The organism is Devosia beringensis, from assembly GCF_014926585.1.
Lineage (GTDB): Bacteria > Pseudomonadota > Alphaproteobacteria > Rhizobiales > Devosiaceae > Devosia > Devosia beringensis.
Map to the genome: position 1 here is coordinate 2,808,514 of NZ_CP045422.1, position 25,383 is coordinate 2,833,896.

General features: G+C 64.2%; 25 protein-coding genes. 18 read left to right on the forward strand and 7 right to left on the reverse strand.

Annotated elements, in window-relative coordinates; all coding sequences use genetic code 11:
• Positions 1 to 6: 6 nt before the first annotated feature.
• Positions 7 to 402: a hypothetical protein gene (locus GDR53_RS13695; protein WP_193335030.1), complete on the reverse strand. Its 396-nt coding sequence runs from the start codon at positions 400 to 402 to the stop codon at positions 7 to 9.
• A gap of 70 nt (positions 403 to 472) precedes the next feature.
• Here GDR53_RS13695 and dnaG point away from each other — a divergent pair, with 70 nt between their 5' ends.
• The 8 genes from dnaG to queF all read left to right on the forward strand — a co-directional run bounded on the left by dnaG (position 473) and on the right by queF (position 6,590).
• A complete protein-coding gene (gene dnaG / locus GDR53_RS13700; protein ID WP_193335031.1) occupies positions 473 to 2,407 on the forward strand; it encodes a DNA primase in 1,935 nt (644 codons plus the stop codon).
• Between the two features lie 182 nt (positions 2,408 to 2,589).
• The gene (gene rpoD, locus GDR53_RS13705; protein WP_193335032.1) at positions 2,590 to 4,659 is read left to right on the forward strand and encodes an RNA polymerase sigma factor RpoD; all 2,070 of its coding nucleotides are present in this window, start codon (positions 2,590 to 2,592) and stop codon (positions 4,657 to 4,659) included.
• Between the two features lie 10 nt (positions 4,660 to 4,669).
• Positions 4,670 to 4,930 carry a DUF4160 domain-containing protein gene (locus GDR53_RS13710; RefSeq protein WP_193335033.1) on the forward strand — a complete coding sequence of 87 codons (261 nt, stop codon included), beginning with the start codon at positions 4,670 to 4,672 and terminating at the stop codon, positions 4,928 to 4,930.
• Positions 4,885 to 5,214, forward strand: coding sequence for a DUF2442 domain-containing protein (locus GDR53_RS13715; protein ID WP_193335034.1), 330 nt, complete (start codon positions 4,885 to 4,887; stop codon positions 5,212 to 5,214). The genes GDR53_RS13710 and GDR53_RS13715 overlap by 46 nt, the downstream gene beginning before the upstream one ends.
• A complete protein-coding gene (locus GDR53_RS13720; RefSeq protein ID WP_193335035.1) occupies positions 5,211 to 5,519 on the forward strand; it encodes a DUF2442 domain-containing protein in 309 nt (102 codons plus the stop codon). Before GDR53_RS13715 ends, GDR53_RS13720 begins: the two co-directional genes overlap by 4 nt.
• 23 nt (positions 5,520 to 5,542) lie before the next feature.
• The gene (locus tag GDR53_RS13725; RefSeq protein WP_193335036.1) at positions 5,543 to 5,833 is read left to right on the forward strand and encodes an HlyU family transcriptional regulator; all 291 of its coding nucleotides are present in this window, start codon (positions 5,543 to 5,545) and stop codon (positions 5,831 to 5,833) included.
• Positions 5,834 to 5,920: 87 nt separating this feature from the next.
• The gene (locus GDR53_RS13730) at positions 5,921 to 6,142 is read left to right on the forward strand and encodes a hypothetical protein (RefSeq protein ID WP_193335037.1); all 222 of its coding nucleotides are present in this window, start codon (positions 5,921 to 5,923) and stop codon (positions 6,140 to 6,142) included.
• Position 6,143: 1 nt separating this feature from the next.
• Positions 6,144 to 6,590, forward strand: a complete 447-nt coding sequence (gene queF, locus GDR53_RS13735) for a preQ(1) synthase (RefSeq protein ID WP_193335038.1) — start codon at positions 6,144 to 6,146, stop codon at positions 6,588 to 6,590.
• Here queF and GDR53_RS13740 read toward each other — a convergent pair.
• The 4 genes from GDR53_RS13740 to GDR53_RS13755 all read right to left on the reverse strand — a co-directional run bounded on the left by GDR53_RS13740 (position 6,587) and on the right by GDR53_RS13755 (position 11,483).
• On the reverse strand, positions 6,587 to 7,630 hold the full coding sequence (locus GDR53_RS13740) for an LLM class flavin-dependent oxidoreductase (protein ID WP_193335039.1): 1,044 nt from the start codon (positions 7,628 to 7,630) through the stop codon (positions 6,587 to 6,589). The two genes, queF and GDR53_RS13740, sit on opposite strands and share 4 nt — an antisense overlap.
• Before the next feature lie 104 nt (positions 7,631 to 7,734).
• Entirely contained in the window at positions 7,735 to 8,430 is a 696-nt protein-coding gene (locus GDR53_RS13745; protein WP_193335040.1) for a tellurite resistance TerB family protein, read from the reverse strand.
• A 168-nt stretch (positions 8,431 to 8,598) separates the two neighbouring features.
• Complete coding sequence (locus tag GDR53_RS13750; RefSeq protein WP_193335041.1) at positions 8,599 to 8,979, reverse strand: hypothetical protein; 381 nt, start codon at positions 8,977 to 8,979, stop codon at positions 8,599 to 8,601.
• 284 nt (positions 8,980 to 9,263) lie between these two features.
• Positions 9,264 to 11,483, reverse strand: coding sequence for an OmpA family protein (locus tag GDR53_RS13755; RefSeq protein WP_193335042.1), 2,220 nt, complete (start codon positions 11,481 to 11,483; stop codon positions 9,264 to 9,266).
• Between the two features lie 295 nt (positions 11,484 to 11,778).
• Between GDR53_RS13755 and GDR53_RS13760 the strand changes: the two genes are divergently transcribed.
• On the forward strand, positions 11,779 to 12,201 hold the full coding sequence (locus GDR53_RS13760) for a secondary thiamine-phosphate synthase enzyme YjbQ (protein ID WP_193335043.1): 423 nt from the start codon (positions 11,779 to 11,781) through the stop codon (positions 12,199 to 12,201).
• Positions 12,201 to 13,025: a sulfite exporter TauE/SafE family protein gene (locus GDR53_RS13765; RefSeq protein WP_232846629.1), complete on the forward strand. Its 825-nt coding sequence runs from the start codon at positions 12,201 to 12,203 to the stop codon at positions 13,023 to 13,025. Before GDR53_RS13760 ends, GDR53_RS13765 begins: the two co-directional genes overlap by 1 nt.
• A gap of 82 nt (positions 13,026 to 13,107) precedes the next feature.
• Here the strand turns inward: GDR53_RS13765 and GDR53_RS13770 are convergent, their stop codons facing one another.
• Positions 13,108 to 13,827, reverse strand: a complete 720-nt coding sequence (locus GDR53_RS13770; protein WP_193335044.1) for an SIMPL domain-containing protein — start codon at positions 13,825 to 13,827, stop codon at positions 13,108 to 13,110.
• A 204-nt stretch (positions 13,828 to 14,031) separates the two neighbouring features.
• Here GDR53_RS13770 and GDR53_RS13775 point away from each other — a divergent pair, with 204 nt between their 5' ends.
• Positions 14,032 to 15,183: a fumarylacetoacetate hydrolase family protein gene (locus GDR53_RS13775; protein ID WP_193335045.1), complete on the forward strand. Its 1,152-nt coding sequence runs from the start codon at positions 14,032 to 14,034 to the stop codon at positions 15,181 to 15,183.
• A 46-nt stretch (positions 15,184 to 15,229) separates the two neighbouring features.
• Positions 15,230 to 16,669: an aldehyde dehydrogenase family protein gene (locus GDR53_RS13780; protein ID WP_193335046.1), complete on the forward strand. Its 1,440-nt coding sequence runs from the start codon at positions 15,230 to 15,232 to the stop codon at positions 16,667 to 16,669.
• Positions 16,670 to 16,728: 59 nt separating this feature from the next.
• Here the strand turns inward: GDR53_RS13780 and GDR53_RS13785 are convergent, their stop codons facing one another.
• Entirely contained in the window at positions 16,729 to 17,931 is a 1,203-nt protein-coding gene (locus tag GDR53_RS13785) for an aminotransferase-like domain-containing protein (protein ID WP_193335047.1), read from the reverse strand.
• A gap of 195 nt (positions 17,932 to 18,126) precedes the next feature.
• On the opposite strand from GDR53_RS13785, the gene GDR53_RS13790 reads away from it, so the two are divergent.
• The 6 genes from GDR53_RS13790 (at position 18,127) to GDR53_RS13815 (ending at position 25,339) form a co-directional block, all read left to right on the forward strand.
• Positions 18,127 to 18,537, forward strand: coding sequence for a rhodanese-like domain-containing protein (locus GDR53_RS13790; RefSeq protein ID WP_408639762.1), 411 nt, complete (start codon positions 18,127 to 18,129; stop codon positions 18,535 to 18,537).
• Between the two features lie 142 nt (positions 18,538 to 18,679).
• On the forward strand, positions 18,680 to 20,005 hold the full coding sequence (locus GDR53_RS13795; RefSeq protein ID WP_193335049.1) for an aminotransferase-like domain-containing protein: 1,326 nt from the start codon (positions 18,680 to 18,682) through the stop codon (positions 20,003 to 20,005).
• 171 nt (positions 20,006 to 20,176) lie between these two features.
• Positions 20,177 to 21,976, forward strand: coding sequence for a hypothetical protein (locus GDR53_RS13800; RefSeq protein ID WP_193335050.1), 1,800 nt, complete (start codon positions 20,177 to 20,179; stop codon positions 21,974 to 21,976).
• Positions 21,977 to 22,126: 150 nt separating this feature from the next.
• Positions 22,127 to 22,336 (forward strand): osmotically-inducible lipoprotein B, encoded by a 210-nt coding sequence (locus GDR53_RS13805; RefSeq protein ID WP_193335051.1) that lies wholly within the window; start codon positions 22,127 to 22,129, stop codon positions 22,334 to 22,336.
• 141 nt (positions 22,337 to 22,477) lie between these two features.
• Positions 22,478 to 23,158, forward strand: a complete 681-nt coding sequence (locus tag GDR53_RS13810; RefSeq protein WP_193335052.1) for a hypothetical protein — start codon at positions 22,478 to 22,480, stop codon at positions 23,156 to 23,158.
• A 249-nt stretch (positions 23,159 to 23,407) separates the two neighbouring features.
• Complete coding sequence (locus GDR53_RS13815; RefSeq protein ID WP_193335053.1) at positions 23,408 to 25,339, forward strand: alpha/beta fold hydrolase; 1,932 nt, start codon at positions 23,408 to 23,410, stop codon at positions 25,337 to 25,339.
• Positions 25,340 to 25,383: the final 44 nt, after the last annotated feature.

The following is a 25,383-nucleotide window of genomic DNA, read 5'->3' on the forward strand; positions in this document are numbered from 1 at the left end:
TCAGGCTCAGCGATAGATGACGGCGACGCCGGCAACGGCGTCGTCCTGGCGATAAATTTCGGCGCCGGGCGGGATTGTGATTTCGATATTGCCGAAGCCATCCCAGCGCGGCGCCAGATCGGCGTCGGCGCCGATCGAGACAAAGCTGGTGGCGTCCTCGGGCACCGGGTCGCCTACCGGCAGCAGGGCCGCCTGGGTATTGGGGCCGCTGTCGGGCCCGCAGGATCGCGAGAAGACTACCAGATCAAAGCGCTGGTCAGGGGCGGTGACCCGGGCATTTTCAGTGGCGCCACAGGATGGCAGGAGGCCGGCAACGGCCCAGAGCAGGCCGCCGATGGCCAGCGCTGGCAGCGTGGTCAGCACAAGCAGATTGCGGAGACGGAATTTGCCGGTGGCGTTCACAATCGGCTCCGTGCTGTGGATAAGTTGATGGGCCGTGACTCGGGCACGGGGAATGCTTATCTAGCAGATCATGCGCTTTTCCGATCAGTTTCTGGACGAGATCCGCCAACGCCTGCCGATCACGCAGGTGGTGGGTCAGCACGTCATGTGGGACAAGCGCAAGAGCCAGCCGGCCAAGGGCGACATGTGGGCCTGCTGCCCGTTCCATGGCGAGAAAAGCCCGAGCTTTCATGCCGATGACCGGCGCGGGATCTATCATTGTTTTGGCTGTGGCGTGTCGGGCGACCACTTCAAGTTCCTGACCGAAAAGGCTGGTATGAGCTTTCCCGAGGCCGTCGAGCGGCTGGCGGAAATGGCCGGCGTGCCGATGCCGGCGCGCGACGAACGGCAGGAGCAGCGGGCGGCCGAGCGCAAGAGCCTGACCGATGTCATGGAACTGGCGACCAAGTATTTCGAGGCCGCGCTCAGCCACAATATCGGGGCGCGGGCGCGCGGCTATCTGCTGGAGCGCGGCGTTTCGGCGCAGAGCCAGGCGCGGTTCCGCATCGGCTTTGCCCCGGACAGCCGCAATGGACTCAAGGAGCATCTGGCGGCCAATGGCGTCTCGGCGCAGGACATGATCGATACGGGCATGGTGGCGGTGCGCGAGAACGATCCGCTGCCCTATGACCGGTTCCGCAACCGCGTGATGTTCCCGATCATGGATTTCCGCGGCAAGGTGATCGCCTTTGGCGGGCGGGCGCTGTCGGCGGATGTGCCGGCGAAGTATCTCAACTCCCCCGAGACCGAGCTCTTCCACAAAAGGCAGACGCTCTATAACGGGCAGGGGGCGCGGCAGGCGGCCCATGACGGCAGCACGATCGTCGTGGTGGAAGGCTATCTCGACGTGATCGCTGCGGTGGCGGCGGGCTTTGAGGGCACGGTAGCGCCTCTGGGTACGGCGCTGACGGAAGAGCACCTGCAACTGCTGTGGCGCATGAGCCCGGACCCGATCCTGTGCTTTGACGGCGACAAGGCCGGCCTCAAGGCGGCCGAGCGCTCTGCCGATATGGTGATGCCCCATCTCAAGCCGGGCTATACGGTGCGGATCGCTACGCTGCCCGAGGGGCAGGACCCGGACGACCTGATCAAGGCGCAGGGGCGGGCGGCCTTTGCCGATGTGCTGGACCGGGCGCGCAGCCTGTCGGACATGATCTGGAGCATGGAGACCGGCGGGCTGGTGCCTGAGACCCCCGAGGCGCGGGCGGCGCTGCAGGCGCGGCTGCGCGAGCGCAGCAATTCGATCCAGGATAGCTCGGTGAAGTTTCACTATGCCCAGGCCTTCGATGAAAAGCTGCGGGCCTTCCTCGCGCCGGTGCGGCAGAACCGGTTCGAGCCGCGCAATGGCCAGCAGCGCTACGGCCAGAGCGGGGCCTATGGCTATCCGCGCGGCGGCACGCCCCGGTTGGTGGTGTCGGACACGCTGCGTAATTCGCGGCTGCTCAAGCCCGGCGCCCTGGCGGACGCCACGCCGCGCGAAGCGGCCATCATTCTCAGCCTCGTCAATCACCCCGCGCTGGTGGAAGACAGTTTCGAAAATCTGGCCCATCTCGACTTTGAAACGCCGGCGGCGCAAAAAGTGATGAGCGAGATCCTGAGCCTGGTTGTGCGGCATCACGATATCTCGGCGGACGACCTGCGGGCGGCGCTGGGCGCCCGTGGCCATGGCCCGGCGATTGCCCGGATGGCCGATGTGCTGATGCGCCAGGGGGTCTGGCAGATTGCTTCGGAGATCGCCCTGGCCGATGCCCAGACTGGATTGAGTCATGCCCTGGCCTTGCATAACAAGAAAGTTCAGCTAAATAGGGAGTTGAAAGCAGCCGAAGCAGCGCTGGGCGAAGACCCGAGCGAAGAAACCTTTGAAAGGCTGCGAGACATCAAGAACCAGATTACCACTGTGGATGGCACAGAGGCATTGATCGAAGGCTTTGGTTCGTTATCGGGGCGCGCGACACGCAGTTTTTAGAGATTTTCTCTAAAAGCGGGCGCGTACGCGCGATTTCGCATATGATCATGCGAGATGCTCGAGACGGACCGGGTGGCTGCTGGCGTAACGCCTGAGTGACCAAACCTTTACCTTGCTTTGAGGAGTCACCACTTAAAGCCTTATTCGGACCCGGGCGCTGACGGGTTTCGACGGAGTACCAGATGGCCACCAAGGCAGCTACCAAGACCACCAAGGACAACGAGAAGCCGGAATCCGGCGCCCCAGAGGCGACGAACGACAGCCCGTTGCTCGACATTTCCGATGCCGCCGTCAAAAAGCTCATCAAGGTTGCCAAAAAGCGCGGCTATGTGACCTATGAAGAGCTCAATGCCGTCATGCCCTCGGATGAGGTGAGTTCCGAGCAGATCGAAGACTTCATGAGCATGTTCTCGGACATGGGCATCAATGTCGTCGATGAAGACGAGGTCGAAGAGACCGAAGTCGAAAAGGACGAGGAAGACCAGGGCCAGGAAGTGGTCCAGGCTACCGGCACCGCTGTCGCCAATACGTCCAATGCGAAATCAGGTTCCGACCGCACCGACGATCCGGTGCGGATGTATCTGCGCGAAATGGGCTCGGTGGAACTGCTCAGCCGCGAGGGCGAAATCGCCATCGCCAAGCGCATCGAGGCCGGTCGCGAGACCATGATCGAGGGCCTCTGCGAGTCGCCGCTGACCTTCCAGGCCATCATCATCTGGCGCGACCAGCTCGCCGAGGGCGAGATCCTGCTGCGCGACATTATTGACCTCGAAGCCACCTATGCCGGCCCCGACGCCAAGCAGGCCGCTCCGGCGCCGGACATGGCCAGCCTGATTGCGCCCAAGACGGTCGAGAGCGCCGCCGAACGCATCAAGGCACAGCCGCGCCGTGCTGCGCCGTCGACCGGTGAAGATGGCGACTACGTCCCTGACGAGCCGCAGGCACCGCAGGACCCGGCGCCCGATGACGATGATGACGAGTTCGAGAACGCGCTGTCGCTGTCGGCGATGGAAGCCGAGCTCAAGCCGCAGGTCGTGGAAACCTTCGACCGCATCGCCACCGCCTATGGCAAGATGCGCCAGATTCAGGACCGCCACGCCCAGGACCTGAGCGCGACGGTCAGCGATGCCGACCGCAAGAAGATCGACGGGTTCCGCGCCGAAGTGATTGCCGACGTCAAGTCGCTGTCGCTCAACAATGGTCGTATCGAGAATCTGGTCGAGCAGCTCTATGACATCAACAAGCGGTTGGTGAAGCTCGAAGGGCGCCTCTTGCGCCTGGCCGAGAGCTATGGCGTCAAGCGCGAGAAGTTCCTCGAAAGCTATTACGGCCAGGAAGTGAACCCGGCCTGGGAAGCTAATCTGGCTGAGTTCGACGGCAAGGGCTGGGGCGAATTTGCCAAGCGCGAAGCTGACACGATCCGCGAAATCCGCGGCGACGTGGCGACGCTGGCGACCGAAGCCGGGCTCAACATCGGCGAATATCGCCGCATCGTGCACAAGGTGCAAAAGGGCGAGCGGGAAGCGGCCATCGCCAAGAAGGAAATGGTCGAGGCCAACCTGCGCCTCGTGATCTCGATTGCCAAGAAATACACCAATCGTGGCCTGCAGTTCCTCGATCTGATTCAGGAAGGCAATATCGGCCTGATGAAGGCCGTGGACAAGTTCGAGTATCGCCGCGGCTACAAGTTCTCGACCTATGCCACGTGGTGGATTCGCCAGGCGATCACGCGCTCGATCGCCGACCAGGCGCGCACCATCCGCATTCCGGTGCACATGATCGAGACGATCAACAAGATCGTGCGCACCAGCCGGCAGATGCTGCATGAAATCGGCCGCGAACCGACCCCCGAGGAGCTCAGCGAAAAGCTGCAGATGCCTTTGGACAAGGTGCGCAAGGTGCTCAAGATCGCCAAGGAGCCGATCAGCCTCGAGACGCCGATCGGCGACGAGGAAGATTCCAACCTGGGCGATTTCATCCAGGACGTGAACGCGATCCAGCCGATCGATGCGGCCATCCAGAGCAATCTGCGCGAAACCACGACGCGCGTGCTGGCCTCGCTGACGCCGCGCGAGGAACGCGTGCTGCGCATGCGCTTCGGCATCGGCATGAATACCGACCATACGCTCGAGGAAGTGGGTCAGCAGTTCTCGGTGACGCGCGAGCGTATCCGGCAGATCGAGGCCAAGGCGCTGCGCAAGCTCAAGCATCCGAGCCGCAGCCGGAAACTGCGGAGTTTCCTCGACAACTAGGACATGGACGATGCCGACGATCTCACGATTTTATGGCATCGTCATTCTCATGTACTGGAACGACCATGCGCCACCGCATTTTCATGCCCTATATGGCGAGGATGAGGGGGTTGTCGCTCTCGACAGTCTGGCGCTCATTCGCGGACATCTCCCTCATCGGGCGATGAACATGGTGGTCGAATGGGCGGAACAGCACAGTCGGGAACTGGAAGAGGATTGGGAACTATGCCGATCTCGTCAAATGCCAAACAAGATCGAGCCGCTGGGATAGAAGCTGCGCTCAAGCCTGGAATTCCCTGGCATGTCACTGCAGTGCAACCTGCACCCGATTACACCTTCGCGGTGGAATTCGCCGATGGCGTGAGCGGAACTGTTCGCATGGCCGGCATGATCCATGCCGATGATGCCGGCGTGTTCGCAGCGCTGCGCGATGTTGCGCTCTTCATGCAGGCTTTCGTCAGCGATTATGGCGCCGTGACCTGGCCCGGAGAACTCGACCTTGCACCGGACGCAATGTATGACGAGATTCGTGCCAAAGGCGAATGGGTGCTGTGAGCGCGGAAACAGGCATCAAGCCACCCCGCCTCAAGGTCACAGCGATCCGGGCGATCGTGCCGTTCAAGCTGGTGGTGACGTTTTCCGACGAGTCCTCGGGGACGTTCGACGCGGCCGGGATGATCGGGGAGCGCGGCGAGGGCACTGAACCCTTGCGGGACCGGCGGTTTTTTGGTTCGGTCGAACTGACCAATGGCGTGCCGACCTGGCCTAACCACTTTGATATCTCGCCGGCCTGGCTGCGCGAGGAAATGGAAAAACGCGGCGAGCTCAGGCTGCCGCTGCCGGTACGGCGCCGACGCTGACCGACACAAGAGGAGACGTGCCCATGTCGTTCTGGAAATCCCTGTTTGGTGGTGGCGCCGACACGAGCGCGCCCGCAGGCGACAAGGTACTGGGTGAGGAAAGCTACAAGGGCTTTCTCATCAAGGCGATCGAGATGAAGGCCGGCAGCGAGCTGCAGCTGGCCGGCACGATCGAGAAAGAGATTGGCGGAGAGCTCAAGAGCTACCGGTTCGTGCGCGCCGACCGCATGAGCTCGCGCGATGATGTGACGGCCCTGGCGCTGTCCAAGGGCAAGCAGATCATTGACGAGCAGGGCGAGAAGATCTTCAGCTAGTTCGACCGACACAGATATTTACGCAGACTGGCGCCGGCGGACCGCAAGGGTTCGCGGGGCTTGTCTGCCATACAGGAGAATAGACCCATGGCCAGAAAACCAACCGCCCGCAGTGAATTCGTGATGTTCGACGTGTTCTATGTCGATGGCAGCCAGCGCTCCAACCGCAAGGTGGACGGCAATCTGCTGGGGGGCCTCGACGGCGACGAGCCGGCCAAGGCAGCAATCGAAGAGCAGGACCGCCTGATTTCGGAAAAATCCGGCCTGCCGCCGCTCGAGATCAAGTCGATCAAGCGCTCGGGCAAGTAGCATGAGCGGGTTGCAACTGGGGCGCGCCGTCGAGGCTGCGGCGCAGCCGGAAGACGCCGTGCTCGATCCGGTGCCCAATCCGCATCCAGACATTGACTACGTGGCGCGCTATGTGGCCCCCGAGTTCACCTCGCTCTGCCCGGTGACCGGGCAGCCCGATTTCGCGCATCTGGTGATCGACTATATTCCCGACCAGCTGCTGGTGGAATCCAAGTCGCTCAAGCTCTACCTGACCTCGTTCCGCAATCATGGCGCCTTCCATGAGGGCTGCACCATCGACATTGCCAAGAAGATCATCGCGACCATTGCGCCGCGCTGGCTGCGCATTGGCGGCTACTGGTATCCGCGCGGCGGCATTCCGATCGATGTGTTCTTCCAGACGGGGCCAGCGCCCGAAGGCGTCTGGATCCCCGACCAGGGCGTGGCGCCCTATCGCGGGCGGGGTTAGGCCCCCGCCAGCGCCTTGTCGACGGCTGGCTTGACGACGGTGCCATAGAGCTCGATGGCCTTCATGACCTTGTCATGCGGCAGCGTGCCGACGCTGAGCTGCAGGCCGAAGCGGTCATGCTTGAACCATTCGTGCTGGCGCAGGATCTTGTCGATGATCTCCTGCGGCGAGCCCATGAAATAGGCGCCCTCGGGCGTGGTGGCGGCGTCGAACTGGCCGCGCGTCGTGGGGGGCCAGCCGCGTTCCTTGCCGATGCGGTTCATGGCTTCGCTATGGGCGGGATAGGCCCAGTCGCGGGCATCCTGGCTGTCGGCGGCGATAAAGCCATGCGAGCTGATGCCGACGGGGAGCGTCTTGAGGTCGCGGCCCACCTTGGTGGCTGTTTCGCGGTAGAAGTCGACCAGGGGGGCGAATTGGCGCGGCTGGCCGCCAATGATGGCGATCATCAGGGGCAGGCCATGAAAGGCCGCGCGGGCCACCGAATTGGGGGTGCCGCCCACGGCGATCCAGAGCGGGATCGGGTCCTGTACCGGCGCCGGATAGACCGCGATGCCCGGAATGGGCCTGGTATGTTCGCCGCCTTCCCAGGTCACCTTGCCTCCCTCACGCAGCTTGAGCAGCATGTCGAGCTTTTCCTCGAACAGGCTGTCATAGTCGTTCAAATCCAGCCCGAAGAGCGGAAAGCTTTCGATGAAGGAGCCACGGCCCGCCATGATCTCGGCGCGACCATTGCTCAGCAGGTCGAGGGTGGCGAACTGCTGCCAGACGCGGATCGGGTCTTCCGAGCTCAGCACCGTGACGGCGGTCGACAGACGAATGGATTTGGTGCGTGCCGCTGCGGCGGCCAGGATGGTCACGGGCGCAGAGGCGACGAAGTCGGGCCGGTGGTGCTCACCCAGGCCATAGAAGTCCAGGCCGAGCTGATCGGCCAGCTCGATCTCCTCGAGCAGATCGCGCAGCCGCTCGGCGGGGCTCTGCAGGGCGCCGCCGTTGAGCGGATCGGGGGTGTTTTCCGCGAAGGAGTAAAGTCCGAGTTCCATCTGGGTCGCTCCTGGTTGGGTGACAGATGGACCGGGTGCGACCGTGGATCAAGAAAGCACATTGGTGTAACCGCGCGCCAGACCGGCGCGCGGCAGGGGTGGGCTCAGACGTTGCTGGCCGATGGGGTATAGGCGAAGGGGGCTGGCGGCGCTTGTGCGGGCTCGGGCGCCTTTTCGCCGGCGGCCTTGTGAATCTCGCCGACCAAAGCCGGGTCAAGCTTGAGCTTGCTGGCCAAGGCATCGAGATAGGCGCGCTCGGCGGCGGTATCGGCCGAGATGGCGACCAGCGAGGCGGCGTAGATTTCGGTGGCATGCTCAGGCGTATCGGCGCGGGCGACAACGGCATTGATGTCGAGGGGCGAGGAGAGTTCGTCGAAGACCCAGGCCTTTTCTTCGGACGACAGGTTCATCGATTTGAGCTTGCCGAAAATGGCGTCCTTTTCGTCGGCATCGATGCGGCCATCGGCCTTGGCGGCGGCGATCATGGCGCGCACCAGGGTCTTGCCAAGTTCTTCCTGAGCCGCGGTGTCGCTGGCGGCGGGAATGAAGGCATCGCGCGCCGGTGCAGGAGCGCTGGCAGGCGCACCCTGCTGGTTATTCTGATAATTCTGCCAGGCATTGTAGGCGAGGCCGCCAACGGCCGCCACGGCGCCGATCTTGACGGCATTGCCGGCCAGCTTGCCCAGGCCGCCACCGCTCAGCAGCATGCCGGCAGCCATGCCGGCTGCGCCGGTCATGGCGGTGCGCTGGGTATTGGGGTCGGTCTGGAGGGCTTTGAGGATCTGGTCGATGTTGAACATGGGGGCTCCCTTGGTAGTTGGCCCGGAGATGGTGCTTCAACGCGACCTGCGCAAGATGGTCGGCGGGCGAGGATGTCGCAGGGGTCAGACAAACAGAAGACCCCGGTGGGGCGACCGGGGCCTTCCTCTTTGTCTCGGCGGGGGGGCCGAGACATCGTTGCGGCAAGGTTACTGAGCGGGAACAGCGGGAGTGGCTGCGGGTGCATCAGTGGTTGTGCCGGTAGCTGGGGCCGTTGCGGGCGCTGCTGGGGCAGGCTCAGTCACCGGGGCGGCATCCGTCATGGGCGCAGGGGCAGCAGGTGCTGCTGGCGCTTCAGTCATGGGCGCAGGCGCAACGGCAGGATCAGCCGGTGCTTCAACCGCTGGCGCCGTATTGCCGTCAACAGCGGTGCTTGGGCCCGAATTGGCCGAGAAGACGAGATAGCCGATGGCCAGCAGGGCCAGGACAACGATGATGCCGACGAACCAGCCCGTGCCATTGCTTTCGCGCGTATAGACGGTGCGGTTGCCATCCTTGGAATAGACGGTGTCACGTTCTTGGGTAGCCATGATGTGATCCTGTGTTGGAAACCTATGGCAGAAGAACGCGGGGTGTTTGCTTTTGTTCCGATGTTAGTTCAAGCCGGTCGCGAAATATTTACCGACAAGATACAGCTATATAATCAATGGCTTACAGAATTTCCGCGACACCTTGAGGCGAACCGGGGACGCGACGGTGGTGCCGATTTGCCGCGGTTCTGCCACCTTTGCTGCCGGTGCCGGCACGATGGAGCCCGGAACGACAAAAGGCCGGGCACTGGGCCCGGCCTCCTGAGGCTCGATCGTGGTCGCGATTACTGACCGGCGACGGTGATCAGCGGCGTGATGCGGCGGATAGTGACCCGACGGTTCTCGCGTTCGCCCGCTTCGGTGCGGATCTTGAGATAGCGCTCGCCATAACCCTGGGTGGCCAGGTTTTCCGGCGGCACGCCGTAGAAGTCGGTGAGCAGGCGCGCAACGGTGGCGGCACGCGAGTCCGAGAGCAGCAGGTTGGACGTGTCCGAGCCGACCGCATCGGTGTGCCCTTCGATGAGGAAGGTTTCACCAGGATTGGTCGCGAGCAGCTGCAACATGGCATTGGCCACATTGGACAGGGTGCTCACCTGGTCACGGCTGATAGTCGCCGCACCGGTATCGAAGGTCAGGCCGCCCACTTCCAGCTTGCGCACGCTGTCGCGGACACGAGCCGACCGCTTGACCTCGTCGATGGAGTAGAGGCGAGCGACCTGTTCCACCGGTGGCTGGCTGAAGAAGGTCTGGACCTGGCGTTCGTCGGCATAGGCCGCGTCGAGCACATAATCCTGCACTGGGATGTTGAGGCGCAGGGGAGGCAGATCCTGGCCCGGGTCACGCCAGGTGACGAGGTTGTCGTAATACTGCTCGTCAAAATTGGCCAAGACATATTCGCGACCGGATGGATCGAAGCGCGAGCGACGCAGGACGTCGCCATTGCTGTTGCGCACGGTCACGATCTGGGTGCCGTCAGGACGCGTGATGGTTTCACGGGTACGGCCATTGCTCAGGTTTTCATAGAAGATCTCGTCTTCCTGGGCATTGTAGAACCGGTCCGTATCCAGGCCCACCGAATTGACGATGAGCTGGGTGCCGACCTGCAGGATCACCTGGGTGATGAGGTCGCCACCGCTGACGCTGGCAACAGGCGCCTGTTCAATAACCGTCACATTGTTCTGCTGACCGATATTGTTCTGCGTATTGTTGGTGACGGTCGTGTTGTTGGTGATGTTGTTGACGTAGTTGTTGACGACGGTCTGGTTGACAGTCGTGTTTTCCGTCGCGGTCACTTCCGTGCCCTGTTCTGCGGCCAGCGAGACGGGCTCTTCGGCAGCAAAGGCGCGGATCGCGTCGGACTGGGCAGCACTATCGGACTCCGGTGGTGCAGCTTCTGCTTCAGCCGGGGCGGCTTCAACGGCCACTTCCGCATTGGCGGCGGGATCCGCTGCCGGGGTGGCATCGGAGTCCTTGGCGCTATCAAGCACAGGCGCAACCTGCTCCTGCGTCACGCCTTCAGGCAGGGTCTCGATCAGTTCGACAGGCTGGTCGGTGGGGGCAACGGGTGCCACGTCGAGCGCAGGGTCAATTGCGGGATCAACGACAGCCGGGGGGACTTCCATATTGGGGACGACCGGGAGCGACAGGCCGTACTCTGCCAGACACGCGGTGGTGTCGGTCATGCCAGCCTGGGCGCAGAGGTCGGCAATGGACTGCTGGGCAGCGGCCATCTGAGCCTGTGCGGCAGCCGGATCGCCACCGGCCATCATGTCGGCAATGGCGGCGTTGTAAAGGTCGACCTGAACCTGCAGCTCGGCAGAGATGTCCATGGTTGGCGCTTCAACCGGCGCGACTTCGGCAGCAGGAACCTCGGGGGCGACTTCGGGAGCCACTTCAGGTGCTGGCGCGGCCTCTTCGACTGGAGCCGCTTCAGGTGCTGGGGCAGCTTCTTCAGCAGCAGGGGCCGGGGCAGCTTCTTCGGCTGCAGGAGCAGGGGCAGCCTCTTCAGCAGCAGTTGCTGCAGCGGCAGCTTCTGCATCGGCAGCAGCGCGGGCCTGGGCAGCCTGCGCTTCGCTAGCGGCCTGGGCCTCCGCGTCAGCGGCAGCCTGAGCATCGGCTGCGGCCTGAGCTTCCGCATCGGCGGCGGCCTGGGCGTCAGCGGCAGCCTGGGCGTCGGCAGCAGCCTGCGCTTCAGCGGCAGCCTGGGCCTCAGCGGCAGCGGCAGCGGCCTCTGCATCCGCATCTGGTGCGGGCGCTTCTACCGGCGCGGCCTCAGGGGCCGGGGCGGCTTCGGGAGCGGGAGCAGCTTCTGGTGCCGGCGCGGAGATCGCTGCAATGCACTCGTCAATGCTGGCATAGCCGGCGACGATGCACAGTTCGGTCAGCGTGCCCTGGGCGGCCTCGAGGGCGGCAGCGTCACCGGATGCCTGGGCAGCGGCGTAGGCCTGGTAGGCGGCCACGAGGTTGCCGTCCTGAGCGCGGACAGACAGCGGGAGCATGGCCATCAGGCCGATGCTGGTACCAGTAAGGAGCCAGTTTCTAAGGCGCATTGTTTTTCCTTCATACGATGGGCGATTGGGCCAAGCATCGCGGCAGCACCCTGAACGCAGTCTGAACAGGTCTGAGGTGCCGTGATGTAGTGTGAAATCCCCGCAAGCCCAGAACGTCTGGGCCGGGGCATGGTTCCCACGCCTCCCCGTGCATCACTGGCAGCCCGATGATGGCGCGAATGGGGCAACTGGACGGATTGGCAGGGGACTGCGCTAGTGGGGCAGCGATTCCCCATGCTAGGCCCGACATATGCAACAAGCGATCGAAACCCTTTCCGTTTCCACCCAGGGGCAGGGGCTTTACGAGTTCACCGCCGCGGTGGAAAAGTTCGTGGCCAATGCCGATGTCGCGACGGGTCTGCTGACGGTGTTTGTCCGGCATACGTCGTGCTCGCTGCTGATCCAGGAAAATGCCGATGACGACGTCAAGACCGACCTCGAAGGCTTCTTTGCCCGGCTGGTGCCCGAGGGCATGGACTGGCTGGTGCATACCACCGAGGGGCCTGATGACATGCCTGGCCATATCAAGGCGGCGCTGACGCAGACCTCGATCGGCATTCCGATCAGCGAGGGCGTGCCGGTATTCGGCACCTGGCAGGGCATCTATCTTTACGAGCACCGCAGCCGGCCGCATCGCCGCGACGTGGTGCTGCATCTGATTGGAGACAGGTAGTGGACCTCATTGCGCAATACTGGCCCTTCGTGGCCGGGCTGATGGTGACTGGCGTGGTGTCGGGGATCGCGGCGGGCCTGCTGGGCATTGGCGGCGGGGCGATCATCGTGCCGGCTTTGGGCACGGCGCTGTCGGTGATGGGCTATGATTCCGATGTGGTCCAGCATGTGGCGGTGGGCACGTCGCTGGCCATCATCATTCCGACCGGGATTGTCAGCGCACGATCGCACTACAAGCGCGGGGCGCTCGACGTGGCGACGCTGCGCCTGTGGGTGCCGTTCATCGTGGCGGGCACCTTTATCGGCGGCCTCGTGGCGGGGTTCTTCTCCGGCGATGTGCTGCGCGTGGTGTTTGCGGTGATGGCGTTCTTGATTGCCGCCAATATCGTTTTCGGCTTCCAGACCAAGGTGATGGGGCATCTGCACGGATCGGCCGTGACGCACCGGATCTCGGCCAGCGTGGTGGGCTTCATCTCGGCGCTGATGGGTATCGGGGGCGGCTCGCTGAGCGTGCCGACGCTGGTGGCGTTTGGCGCCAGCATGCATGCAGCGGTGGGCACCTCGGCGGCCATCGGGGTGGCCATCGCGGTGTCGGGAACGCTGGGCTTTGTGCTGTCGGGCTGGGGCGTGGCGGGGCTGCCGCCGCTGAGCCTGGGTTATGTCAACCTGGTGGCACTGGCCCTGGTGGCCGTGCTGGCGGCGCTCTGTGCTCCGCTTGGCGCGGCACTGGCACACCGGCTGAACCAGCAGACGCTGAAATATGTGTTCGCCGGATTTCTGGTGCTGGTCGGGCTCAACATGGTCTGGAAAGTGCTGGCCGGCTGAAGAGGGTTGGTGGGGACGGTTGACTACGGCATACCGTCCGTCCCCACCGCCCAAGCCCCCTCAATGAGGGGTATTGGAACGTTTATTTCTTGTCGTCAGCCAGTTCCCACTGCACGCTGACATTGATGGCAAAGCTCAATTCGCCCGCTTCGACCGGCACCTTGGCGCTGTCTGCCATCTCGGCTCGAGCATACATGGGGTAGGGCTGGGGATCATTGAAGCCCTGCGTCTCGGAAATCGACACGATCTCATCGAGCGCGCTGCCGGCGGCGGTGGCATAGAGCTCGGCCTTGGCCTGGGCATCGGCAAAGGCGGCCTCGCGGGCCTTGTTGAGAAGCTCGCTCGGATCGGCCACCGAGAAGCTGACGCCGTTGACGGTATTGGCGCCGACGGTCACCGACTTGTCGAGGATGGTGCCGAGTTCTTCGAGCTGGCGCACCTTGACGGTAACGGTGTTGCTGACCTGGTAGCCGTTGATCTTGGGCGGCAGGGTATAGCCGTTGGCATCGCGGTCTTCGGAATAGACATAGTTGGGACTGACCGAGAAGCCGGAGGTCTGGATGTCGCGGGCTTCAATGCCGGTGCCCTTGAGGGCGGCGATCAGCTCGGCCATGGCGGCGGTATTGGCGTCGAGTGCCTCGCGCGCGGTGGCGCCCTGGGTGGTGACGCCGGAATTGACCATGGCCATATCGGGGGCAGCCGCGACTTCGCCGCGCCCCTCGATGGAGATCGTGCCGGCATAGGCGGGCAGGGTCAGCCCGGCGAGCAGGGCAAAGGGAATGAGGGCAGTGAAGCGACGCATTGAAAAACTCCATCACAGGATTGGGCGACTAATCGGCAGCCAATGCGTCAGTAATGGGGCGGTGATGAACCTGAGTTGAACGGGGCTGTGGACGGGTGTTCACAATCGCATCGGGCGCAAAAGTATGATTTATGACCAAGGTAGCGCTTGCGCGCTTTGGTCCGGGTGGGGTAGTCACGGGGCCTAGTAGCGGGAGGCGGCGGGATGAGCGACATGGACTATCCGGACGGCATTCTGGTGGGCCGCGCGCGCGTGCCGGGCCATGACCATCCGCGCATCGTGACGGTGCGCGACGGCAATGTGGTCGATATCACCGCCCCCGGCATGGCCACGGTGCGCGATATCGCCGAGAGCGGAAGCGCGGCTGAACATGTGCGGAACGCGACTGGGACAATTGTCGGTTCGGCCGAGACAATCCTGGCCAATAGCATGGCCGGCAAGACCGACCTGAACCGGCCGAGCCTGCTATCCCCCATCGATCTGCAAGCCGTCAAGGCATCGGGCGTCACCTTTGTCGTTTCGCTGCTGGAAAGAGTAATCGAAGAACAGGCCCGCGGGGACAAGTCGCGTGCCGATGCGCTGCGCAGCGAGATTCTGGCGCTGATCGGGATGGATTTGAGCGAGCTAGTGCCGGGCTCGGAGACGGCGGCCAAGGTCAAGGCGGCGCTGATCGCCAAGGGCGTGTGGAGCCAGTATCTGGAAGTCGGGATCGGGCCCGATGCCGAGATCTTCACCAAGGCCCAGCCGATGAGCTCGGTGGGCTATGGCGCCGAAGTGGGGCTGCATCCGAGCTCGAGCTGGAACAATCCGGAGCCCGAAGTGGCGCTGCTGGTGACCAGCGCGGGCGAGATCATCGGCGCGACGCTGGGCAATGACGTCAATCTGCGCGACGTGGAAGGCCGCTCGGCCCTGCTGCTGGGCAAGGCCAAGGACAATAATGCCTCGGCCTCGCTGGGGCCATTCGTGCGGCTGTTCGACGGCGACTTCAGCCTCGATACCATAAAGCAGGCCGAGATCGCGCTGCGGGTCGAGGGCGAAGACGGTTTCGTGCTGGACGGGCATTCGTCGATGAGCCAGATTTCGCGCACGCCGGAATCGCTGGTCGCGGCGACGGTGGGCCCGCATCATCAATATCCCGACGGGCTGGTGCTCTATCTGGGCACCATGTTTGCCCCGGTGCAGGATCGCGGCGGCGCCGGCATGGGTTTTACCCACAAGCTGGGCGACGTGGTCTCGATCTCGACATCGAGCCTGGGCACCCTATCTAACAGGGTGAACCTCTCCACCAAATGTCCGCCCTGGACCTATGGCGCCAGCCAGCTGCTGCGTGACCTGGCCAAGGCTAATCTTCTCTAGGTTGATCTGACTATCGCCACAACCTACTCACCCGAAAGGCATCACAATGGCTGAACTGCACAAGAACCTCATCAACGGGGAATGGGTTGGCGCGGACGGCGTCGAGAACATCAATCCCTCCAATATCAAGGAAGTCGTGGGCGTCTATGCGCGAGCGACCGCCGAAGACACCAAGCAGGCCATCGCGGCTGCCAAGGCAGCCTTCCCGGCCTGGTCGCGCTCGGGCATTCTCGAGCGCCATGCGATCTTGTCCAAGGCCAGCCAGGAAATCCTGGCGCGCAAGGCCGAGCTGGGCGAGCTGCTGAGCCGGGAAGAGGGCAAGACGCTGCCCGAGGGCATTGGCGAAGTGACGCGCGCGGCGCAGATTTTCGACTTCTTTGCCGGCGAAGTGCTGCGGCTGGCGGGCGAAGTGCTGCCATCGGTCCGTCCCGGCGTGGGCGTGGAAATCACGCGCGAGCCCATCGGGGTGATCGGCATCATCACGCCGTGGAACTTCCCAATTGCCATTCCGACCTGGAAAATGGCGCCCGCCATTGCCTATGGCAATACGGTGGTGATCAAGCCAGCCGACCTGGTGCCGGGCTCGACCTGGGCGATCGTGGACATCCTGCATCGGGCCGGCCTGCCGCATGGCGTGGTCAATCTGGTGATGGGCAAGGGCTCGGTCGTCGGGCAGACCATGCTGGAGAGCAAGGACGTCAACGCCATCAGCTTTACCGGCTCGGTGGGCACGGGCAAGCGCGTGGCGGCAGCCTCGATCGAGGTGGGCCGCAAGTTCCAGCTCGAAATGGGCGGCAAGAACCCGACCGTGGTGCTGGACGACGCCGACCTCAAGGTCGCTGTCGAGAGCGTGGCGCAGTCGGCCTTCTTCTCGACCGGGCAGCGCTGCACGGCCAGCTCGCGCGTCATCGTCACCGAGGGCATTCATGACGCCTTTGTCGATGCGCTGTGCGAACGCACCAAGAATCTGCGGGTCGGCGATGCGCTGGACAAGAATACGGAAATCGGCCCGGTGGTTGATCCCGGCCAGCTCAAGCAGGACATGGACTATATCGCCATCGGCCAGGCCGAAGGCGCGACGCTGCGCGTTGGCGGCAACCGGGTGAATGCCCCGACCGAGGGCTATTTCCTGCAGCCGACGCTGTTCACCGAGGCGACCAACCAGATGCGCATCAGCCGCGAAGAGATCTTCGGGCCAGTGGCTTCGGTCATTCGCGTCAAGAACTATGAAGAGGCGCTGGCGACGGCCAACGATACCGAATTCGGCCTCAGCGCCGGCATCGTCACCACCTCGCTGAAATATGCCACCCACTTCAAGCGCAATGCCGAAGCCGGCATGGTGATGGTCAATGTGCCGACGGCGGGCGTGGATTTCCACGTGCCGTTCGGCGGCCGCAAGGGCTCGAGCTACGGCTCGCGCGAGCAGGGCAAGTATGCCGCCGAGTTCTTCACGGTGGTCAAGACGGCCTATACCGCTGCCGGCTAAGCCTCTGCCGCAACGCCCATTTTCAGACGGCCCATGGCGCAAGCCATGGGCCGTTTGCGTTAGTGGACGCTGACGGCACGAGACAGGGACTGGCGGCCGAACAGGGCGCAGAGCTTGAAGATGCCCAGCTCGATCTGGGCCTCGTCGCAGAGCGAGAAGCTCAGGCGCAGGCTGTTGCGGCCGCTGCCATCGGGGAAGAAGGCGGCGCCGGGAATAAAGGCGACGCCCTGGGCGATGGCCTGATCGAGCAGCGCGCCCGCATCGAGATGGGCGGGCAGATCGAGCCAGATGAACATGCCGCCCTCGGGCTTTTGCCAGTGCAGGCCGGGCGGGGCATAGCGCTCAAGCGCTGCCAGCATGGCGTCGCGCCTGGTGCGATAGACGCTGCGGATGGCGGCGATCTGGGCGTCGAGCCCGGCCAGGGCGACCTGGTGCATGACCAGCTGGTTGATGCTGGCGGTATGGAGGTCCGCACTCTGCTTGAGCAGGGTCAGCTTGCGGATCAGCGCGGCGGGACCGCAGACCCAGCCGACGCGCAGGCCGGGCGACAGGGTCTTGGAAAAGCTGCCGCAATAGAGCGTGCGCATGGTTTCCATGCTGCCGGCGGCGGCGTCGAGCGCGGCGATGGCGGGCAGGGGCGCGCCGTCATAGCGCAGGGCGGTATAGGCGCCGTCCTCGACCACGATGGCATTGAGGGCGCGGGCGGAATCGAGCGCCTGCTGGCGGGCGGCAAGGCCCATGGTCAGCCCGGTGGGGTTGGCAAAATCGGGGGTGAGATAGAGCAGGCGCGGGGCATCGGCGCCAACCGGCCGAGGCGTGTCGAGGCTGGCAAAGCGGGCCTCATAGGCGGCAAAGGCCTGCAGCGCGCCCAGATAGGTGGGGCGGGCGGTGAGCACGGTGCTGCCTGGATCGATCAGCAATTTGCCAATCAGATCAAGCGCCTGTTGGGAGCCGGTGGTGACAAGGATATTGTCCGCCCGGGCCGGGACACCCAGGGCCTGCATGTGCGCGGCGAGAAACTGGCGCAGCGGGGCATAGCCCTCGGTGGTGGAATATTGCAGCGCCTCGCGCGCGATCTGCGGGCCGCCAAAGGCGTGCAGGCAGGCGCGCTGGAACAGGCCGATATTGAATAGAGCCGGATCGGGGATGCCGCCGGCAAAGGAGATCATGGTGGGTTTGCCGACCAGCTTGAGCAGTTCGCGGATTTCCGACGCCTTGAGGCCCTGGGCGCGGCTGGAGAGGCGAAAATCGGGCTGGTCCATTTGTATCTTCCTCAATCGATATGAATGATACAATCATCTCCATATTGTTATGTCAATCGTATTGACCTTGTTATGCGGCGGGCATAAGAATCGCTGCCGTCCGGCGGGAATTGCCCGCCAGAGCGGTATCGATGCTGCGGAGATGCGGGTTGGGTCCGATTATAACAGCGCCCGCGGGGGCGGGGAAAAGGGGGCGTGATGAGTCTGGTGAGTGACTACAGGGTGGGATCGCCCGAGGTGGCGGTGACCCATTTCAACCAGCGGCTGGCGCTGGAGACCGACTGCGCCGATGTGCAGGCGTGCCTGAGCACTGGCGATGTCGACTTCGTGCTGCTGCATGTGGTGGGGTCGGCGCAGGCGTTTGCGCGGCGGCATGTGCCGGGAGCGCTGCATCTGCCGCATCGGCAGATCACGGCCGAGCGGATGGCCGCGTGGCCGGACGAGACGCTGTTCGTGGTCTATTGCGCCGGGCCGCACTGCAATGGCGCCGATCAGGCGGCGCTCAAGCTGGCGCGGCTGGGGCGCCCGGTCAAGCTGATGATCGGCGGCCTGGCCGGCTGGGCCGATGAGGGCTTTGCCTTTAGCACCACATTCGATGCGTCGTAGCCGTTGGCGCGAATACGTTAGCACATAGTTAACCTTGAGCGCAGCATGGGGCGCCCTGGGAGAGCATGGACAGGGCCAGGCACTTGCACAATACTGACATGCCATGAGTGATACAATTTCTGACGTTAAAGATACAATGCAGATGGCGGACACGGATCTGCCGGTGCATGAGCGGTTGGCCAGCGCCGTGGAGGCCGCCATCGCGGCGGGGCAGTTTCGTGCGGGCGAGCGATTGCCGACGCATCGGCAGCTGGCGCAGCAATTCGCGGTATCGATCGGCAGCGTGACGCGGGCGATTGATGCGCTCAGCGCGCGCGGCGTGGTGCGCGGCGAGATCGGCCGCGGCACCTTCGTGCTGGAACAGGACGATGCCGATGATGGCGGGGTGGTGGACCTGACCATCAACGCGCCGCCGCCGGTCATCGCGCTGGCGCGGCTCAATGCGGCCAGTCTCATCGCCAATCGGGGGGCGCTGGCGCTGGCCCATGGTGGTTATGTCGACCCCAGCGGCACCGAGCGGCAGCGCGCGGTGATCGCCGGCTGGATCAGCCAGACGCGCACGCCGCTGCGGGCCGACGAGATCCTGCTCTGCAATGGCGCACAGCAGGGGCTGCACCTGGCCTTTGCCGTGCTGCAGCCGCGCTCGAGCGTGATCCTGACCGAAAGGGCGACCTTTCCCGGGGCGCTGGCGGCGGCGGCCAATCTGGGCATGCGCATGGCGCCAGTCGCGGTGGATGGCGAGGGCATGCTGCCAGCGGCGCTGGACGAGGCGCTGACGGAAAGCGGGGCCAAGATCATCTATACGACGCCGGTCTGCCAGAACCCGCTGGGGTTCGAGACCGGGCCGGCGCGGCGGCGCGAGATCGCGGCTTTAGCCGAACGGCATGATGCCATGATCGTCGAGGACGACATCTACGGGATCTATGCGGCCAAGGGGCGGCTGACCTATCGCGAACTGCTGCCCGACCGGGTGATCTATGTGACGAGCCTCTCCAAAAGCGTGACGCCGCTGGTGCGCGAGGGGGTGATCGCGCCGCCGCCCGCGCTGATGGCGGCGGTGCGCAAAAGATTGCGGGCGGAATGCTGGGGGCTGCCGCCCTATATCGGCGAGCTGGCAGCAGCCGTGATCGAGACCGGGCTGGCGAGCGAAGCGGCCGGCGTGCTGCGGGGCGAGGCCAAGGCGCGGCTGGAGCTGACGCAGCAGATGCTGGGCCTCGTCACCGTGCCGATGCCCGAGGGGGCGCCGCATGTCTGGCTGGCGATGGACCCGCTCAAGGCCGAGCAGTTTGCGCGCCGCGCCAGCGAGGCCGGCGTTCGCATTACCCCTCCCTCGGCCACCCAGGTGGGCGACGCGCCGGTGGCGGGCGTGCGGCTGTGCATCATGGCGCCGCCGGTGCGGCCGATGCTGGTGCGGGCGCTGACCGTGCTGGCCGGGATCTTGGGCAGCGACGAGGACGTGGTGGTCTAGGGGCCGTGCCCCGGATATCACCAGGCGGTTACTTAGGGTTGACCCTGGCGACGAATTGTAGAAGGTTTGTTCTGCGTTCCGGCATTTTGGAATGCGGTTTCTATAATTTCGGCGGACCGAGCCCAAGAACAGCAAGAACATTCCCTCGTCCGCCCCACGAGGAGAGCTACTATGGATCGACGACATTTCCTGAAGGCCACGGGCGTTCTGGGCGCCAGCCGCTGGCTGGCCGGTTCCGCGCTATCGCTGGCGCTGGTGGGTGGGACTGCCGCTGCAGCAGGGGCCGACGAGGACAGCCTGGCTGTGCTGACCAAGGCGGCGGACGGGCAGGTGGCCAAGACCATTGCGGACAAGGCGACGTCGCTGACGGGCTCGCCGCGCGGGCTGACGCGCCAGATCCGGCGCCTGCTGACACCTTTTGTGTGGGCGCGCTCGGAGCACTATCACGACGAGGCCCTGCTGCCGGTGGTCGAGGAAATGCTGACCACGCTCGAGGGGCGGCAGCATGCGGACGGCACATATAGCGTTGGTAATCGCCATTCGCCGCCCGATACCGGCTTTCTCATCGAGGATATGGGCCTGATGGTATCGATTCTGGGTGCCGACGACCACGCTGCCAGCGCCGGGTTTTCCGAGCGCATTGCGGCGATCATGGCCAAAGCAGGCCCCGGCCTTGCCGCCGGCGGGGTGCACACGCCCAATCATCGCTGGAAGATCTGCGCGGCGCTGGCGCGTATCGCCCACGTGACGGGTGACATGAGCTATGTGACGGCGATCGACGCCTGGTTCGCCGAAGGGCTGGATGTGGATGAGGACGGCATCTATTCGGAGCGCAGCCCGATTTACTATTCGGAGGTGACCAATCCGTCGCTGCTGGTGGTGGCGCATGTGCTGGAGCGGCCCGAACTGGTCGACGTGGTGCGCCAGAACCTCAATACCTCGATCGAGCATGCCGAACCGGGTGGGGATATCGAAACCATCCAGTCCCGCCGGCAGGACCAGGATCACCGCCAGATCACCCTGCGCTACTTCTATACGCAGTTTCGCGAGCTGGCGCTGCTGGACAATGACGGGCGCTTCGCGGCGGTCGCCAAGCGTATCGAAACACTGTTCAGCAAGGATATGGGGGACTTCCTGGGCGACCTGATCGAGCGGCCGGAACTGGCTGCCAACCTGCCGGCCGAAGAGGAGCCCTTCACCGATTTCAGCCGGCACTACAAGACGGCCGGCCTCGTCCGCCTGCGCCGCGGCAAGCTCAGCGCCTCGGCCTTTGGTGGGTCGGACTGGTACCATGATGGGGTGGAAAGCCCGTTCTACAACAGGATTGGTTCGGGCCTGTCGACCAACCCGACCATGCTGCGCGCGTGGAACGGCAAGGCCCTGCTGGACTCGGTGCGCATGGTCCCCAACTTCTTCTCCATGGGTCACTTCCGCTCCAATGGCATCGCCTACGAGGATGGCACGATCCGGCTGGGGAATGAGCTCAAGGTGCCCTATTACCTGCCGATGCGGCCCGAGGATCGCAACGAGCAGGGCGTCTATGCGCTGTCGCGCTCGGTGGATGGGCGCTTTTACTCCATGCTCGATTTCGAGAACCGCCCGGTGGCCACGCGCGATCTCAAGACAGCGGTAGAGATCAGCGAGGTCGATAGCGGTTTCGACCTCAACCTGGCGGTGACGGGCGAGAGCGATGTCGAGATCACGCTGGAGCTGGCGTTCCGCGAGGGTGGCGAGATCAGCGGCGCCGAGGCGCTGGAGGACGGGACCTATCATCTGCTGGATGGTCACGGCAGTTACACGGTGGGGGAGGACAGCGTTCGGTTCGGACCGGGCAATGGGGCAGGGCTGATTGAAGCCAGGCCTGGCGAGCAATATAGCTGGGCCGGTGGCGACCTGGTGCTCAAGGGGCCGCGGGTGTTCATCACTGGCAAGAGCCCGCTGACCTATACGCTGGAGCTGCGCTTCGCCTGAGAGCGGTGACTCCGCCCGGCTTGACGCCGGGCGGCACTGGCCCGTGATGAGCGGCCGAAACTGTCGGTTGGCCAGGGGCTCTCATGTGGTCTTGGAATTGCCCGGCGGCTCATCTAGATTCGGCCGCGGTTAAACCGAAGAGGAGCCACCATGAAGAAGTTTGCCCCCATTGCGCTGATCCTGGTCAGCGCGCTGTCGATCTCTGCCTGCACCACAACGCAACGGACTGTTTCGGGCGCGGCCATCGGGGGCGCCGGCGGCGCACTGGTGGGTGGCGCGGTCGGCGGTTATGGCGGCGCCATTGTCGGCGGTGCCGGCGGTGCGGCGGCCGGTGCGCTGCTGGCCAACAGCACGCGCTAGTCCAAAGCCATCACGTCGAGATGCCCCAGCGTTCGTCGTCTGGGGCATTTCCAATTGTCCGCGATCAGGGAACGCCCGGTTGCGGGCAAATGCCGGCGGGTGCCATGATAGGCGCGACAGAGCGCTCAGGGCAGGTGTCGCATGGATTTCATGAAGCTCCTCAAGTCGATCGAGGAACTGCTCTATGAGCTGATCACCTGGTTCGTGTTTTATCCGCTCACCTTCTGGCGCATCCTCACGCGGCCCATGGCCATGCTGGCCTATGCCCAGAAAGAGCTGACCGAGAAGGACGAGGAGCAGTTAGATGATGCGGTCAGTCCCCCCATCCTGCTGCTGCTGACGCTGGTGCTGCTGCACGTGCTGGAAGGGGCGCTGTCACCGGGGACGGCATCGGCGCTGCCCGGCCTGCTGCAGGACGACCGGAACCTGCTGGTCTTCCGGGCCCTGGCCTTCAGCCTCTTTCCGCTGCTTTACGCCACGATACGCCTGCGGGTCAGCGGCGCGCGGCTGACCCGCACCACGCTCAAGCCGGCCTTTTACAGCCAGAGCTACGCCACCGTGCCCTTCGTGCTGACCATGAGCCTGGGCATGCTGCTGCTGGCGCATAGCGAGGCGCTGCCGGGCGGATGGCTATGGGGTGGAACGCTCATGCTGGCCGGCACGGGCTGGTACCTGGCGGTGGAAACGACCTGGCTGTCGCAGACCAGCCAGGTGTCGGGCCTGCGGGCATTCCTGGTGACGCTGGGCATCTTCTTTGCGGCCCTGGTCATGCTGCTGCTCGTCGCCATCACGGTCGCCCTGGCGGCGCGGCAGCTGGACTAGGGAACCGCCGCGGGCAGGTCGGATTGCTATCGGGCCGGATTGCGACGGTTTCGGCAAGTTAGTGTCAAGCATAGCGCAAGAAGCGGGGGCGCGTAGCGGCGTGCCGGCGGCATCACTATTTCGAGATTTGCCAGATTAGTGCGGCTTTTGCCGCGCCGGGCGGGAGATGCTGCCTGGTTGCCTCATATTGGCAGCGCTGGTTTATCGAGGTACCAATAGGGGCAGCATTTTTTTGTAGGGAGCCGATCAATGTCGCCGGAACAGATACTGACCATCGTGACCACCCTGCTGTCGGCCCAGCCCGACAATGCCGCCTTCCAGACGCTGATGACGGGCGGCCACGACGCCCGCTATCCGGTGACCATCGAGGCCTGTCCGCGGCCGCTGCCCGCCGCCGATATCGAGGGCCAGACGGTGATCTGCGGCCGTATCGGCATGCCGGAGAACCATGACAACCCTGAGGGCAACCGGCTCGATCTGGCCTTTGCCGTGCTCAAGGCCCGCTCGCTGGCGCCGGCGCCTGACCCGGTGGTCTATCTGCATGGCGGGCCGGGCGGTCGCGCAGTACCCGATATCGCCTTCAATGCCGGCCTGTTCGATAATCTGCGCGAGCGGCGCGACCTCGTGCTGTTCGACCAGCGCGCTTCGGGGATTTCGGCGCGCACGGTCACCTGCGCCAATACGCTGGCCGACAATATCGTGGAACTGGGACGCACCACGCCGGATGCAAATGCCGATCCGGATGCGCCCGATCCGCTCAAGCTCTGCCTCGACGAGATCGAGTCGAGCGGCATTGTCCTGTCGGACTACAATACGACCCAGAACGCCCATGATGTGCGCGCGCTGATGACCGGCCTGGGCTATCCGCAGTACAATGCCTATGGGATTTCCTATGGCACCAAGCTGGGCCTCGAACTGCTGCGCGCCGATCCGGACGGGTTGCGCGCCATTGTGCTGGACAGTATCTCGCCGCCCGATGCGCGCGCCTATGACACCAACAGCGTTTCGGCCGACCTGGCGATCGGCGCCGTGGTGGATCAATGCGCGGCAGATACGGCCTGCGCGGCCGCCTTTCCCGATTTCGAGCAGACGCTCAACGCGGTTGCCGCCAAGCTGGCGGAAACGCCGTTCCCGGCCACCAATACGCCCCCCGAAATCGACGTGATGACGCTGATCAACCTGTTCGAGGACCGCAACAGCCTGGCCACGAACAGGCAGCAGACCTCGTATATTCCGGCCATTGTCGATGAATGGTCCAAGGGGACGACGCAGATCTATGACCTCTATGTCGCCGGCAAGCTGACCCCGGCCCAGACCCCCGACACGATCATCGCGCCCTTTATCGACAAGGTGCGCAATGAGGAACTGATCATGGGCTATGCCCTGCTCAACAAGGCCGAGGAGCTGCGCAGGTTCAATGTGGCGCTCGACATCCTGCTGCAGGAAGTGTCCACGCTCAGCGTCACGGCCGACTATACCCAGCTCGAAAGCGAACTCGACAAGGCCATGACGGCGGCGCTGGCGGACATGGACGTCAATACCATGATCGCCATGGCCAAGGCCTATGGGCGACTGGCCTTTGCCCAGCCGGACAAGGCTGCCATCGAGGCTTTCGTAGCCGCCTATATGCCCGAGCAGCATCTGGGGCCCATGCAGGCCATGATCGCGGCGATGACGGCGGGCGATGTCACCGCCTTCTTCGCGGCGGCGCGGCGCGATACCGGCAAGTATTTCGACAAGCTGGCCAATACGATGGATCTGGCGATCTATGCCTGCCAGGAGGATATTCCGTATAATTCCCTGGAAGGCTATCAGGCGGCGGCGGCGCGCTATCGCTTCTCGTTCCTGACCGCCGATGACGCGGCTATCCAGGAACTCTACGACACCTGCGCCAACTTCACGCCGGCGCCGCGCGAGGGCTTCCACGAGCGGGTATCATCGGACCTGCCGGTACTGGCGCTGGCCGGCCTCAATGATACCCAGACCAATAATGACGCGGCCGACTATGTCGCCGAGACGATGGCCAATGGCCAGGCCGTGACCTTTCCGGAAACCGGGCATGGCGTGATCCAGTTCTCGCAATGCGCCAAGGACATCGCCGCCGCGTTCATCGAGGATCCCATGAGCCCGGTGAACAGCAGCTGCACGGCGGCCCTCAAGGCCAGCTTCGCCACGCCCTGAACAGGGCGCGTGCAGGAGCCGATACCTACAGACCGCACCGCCTG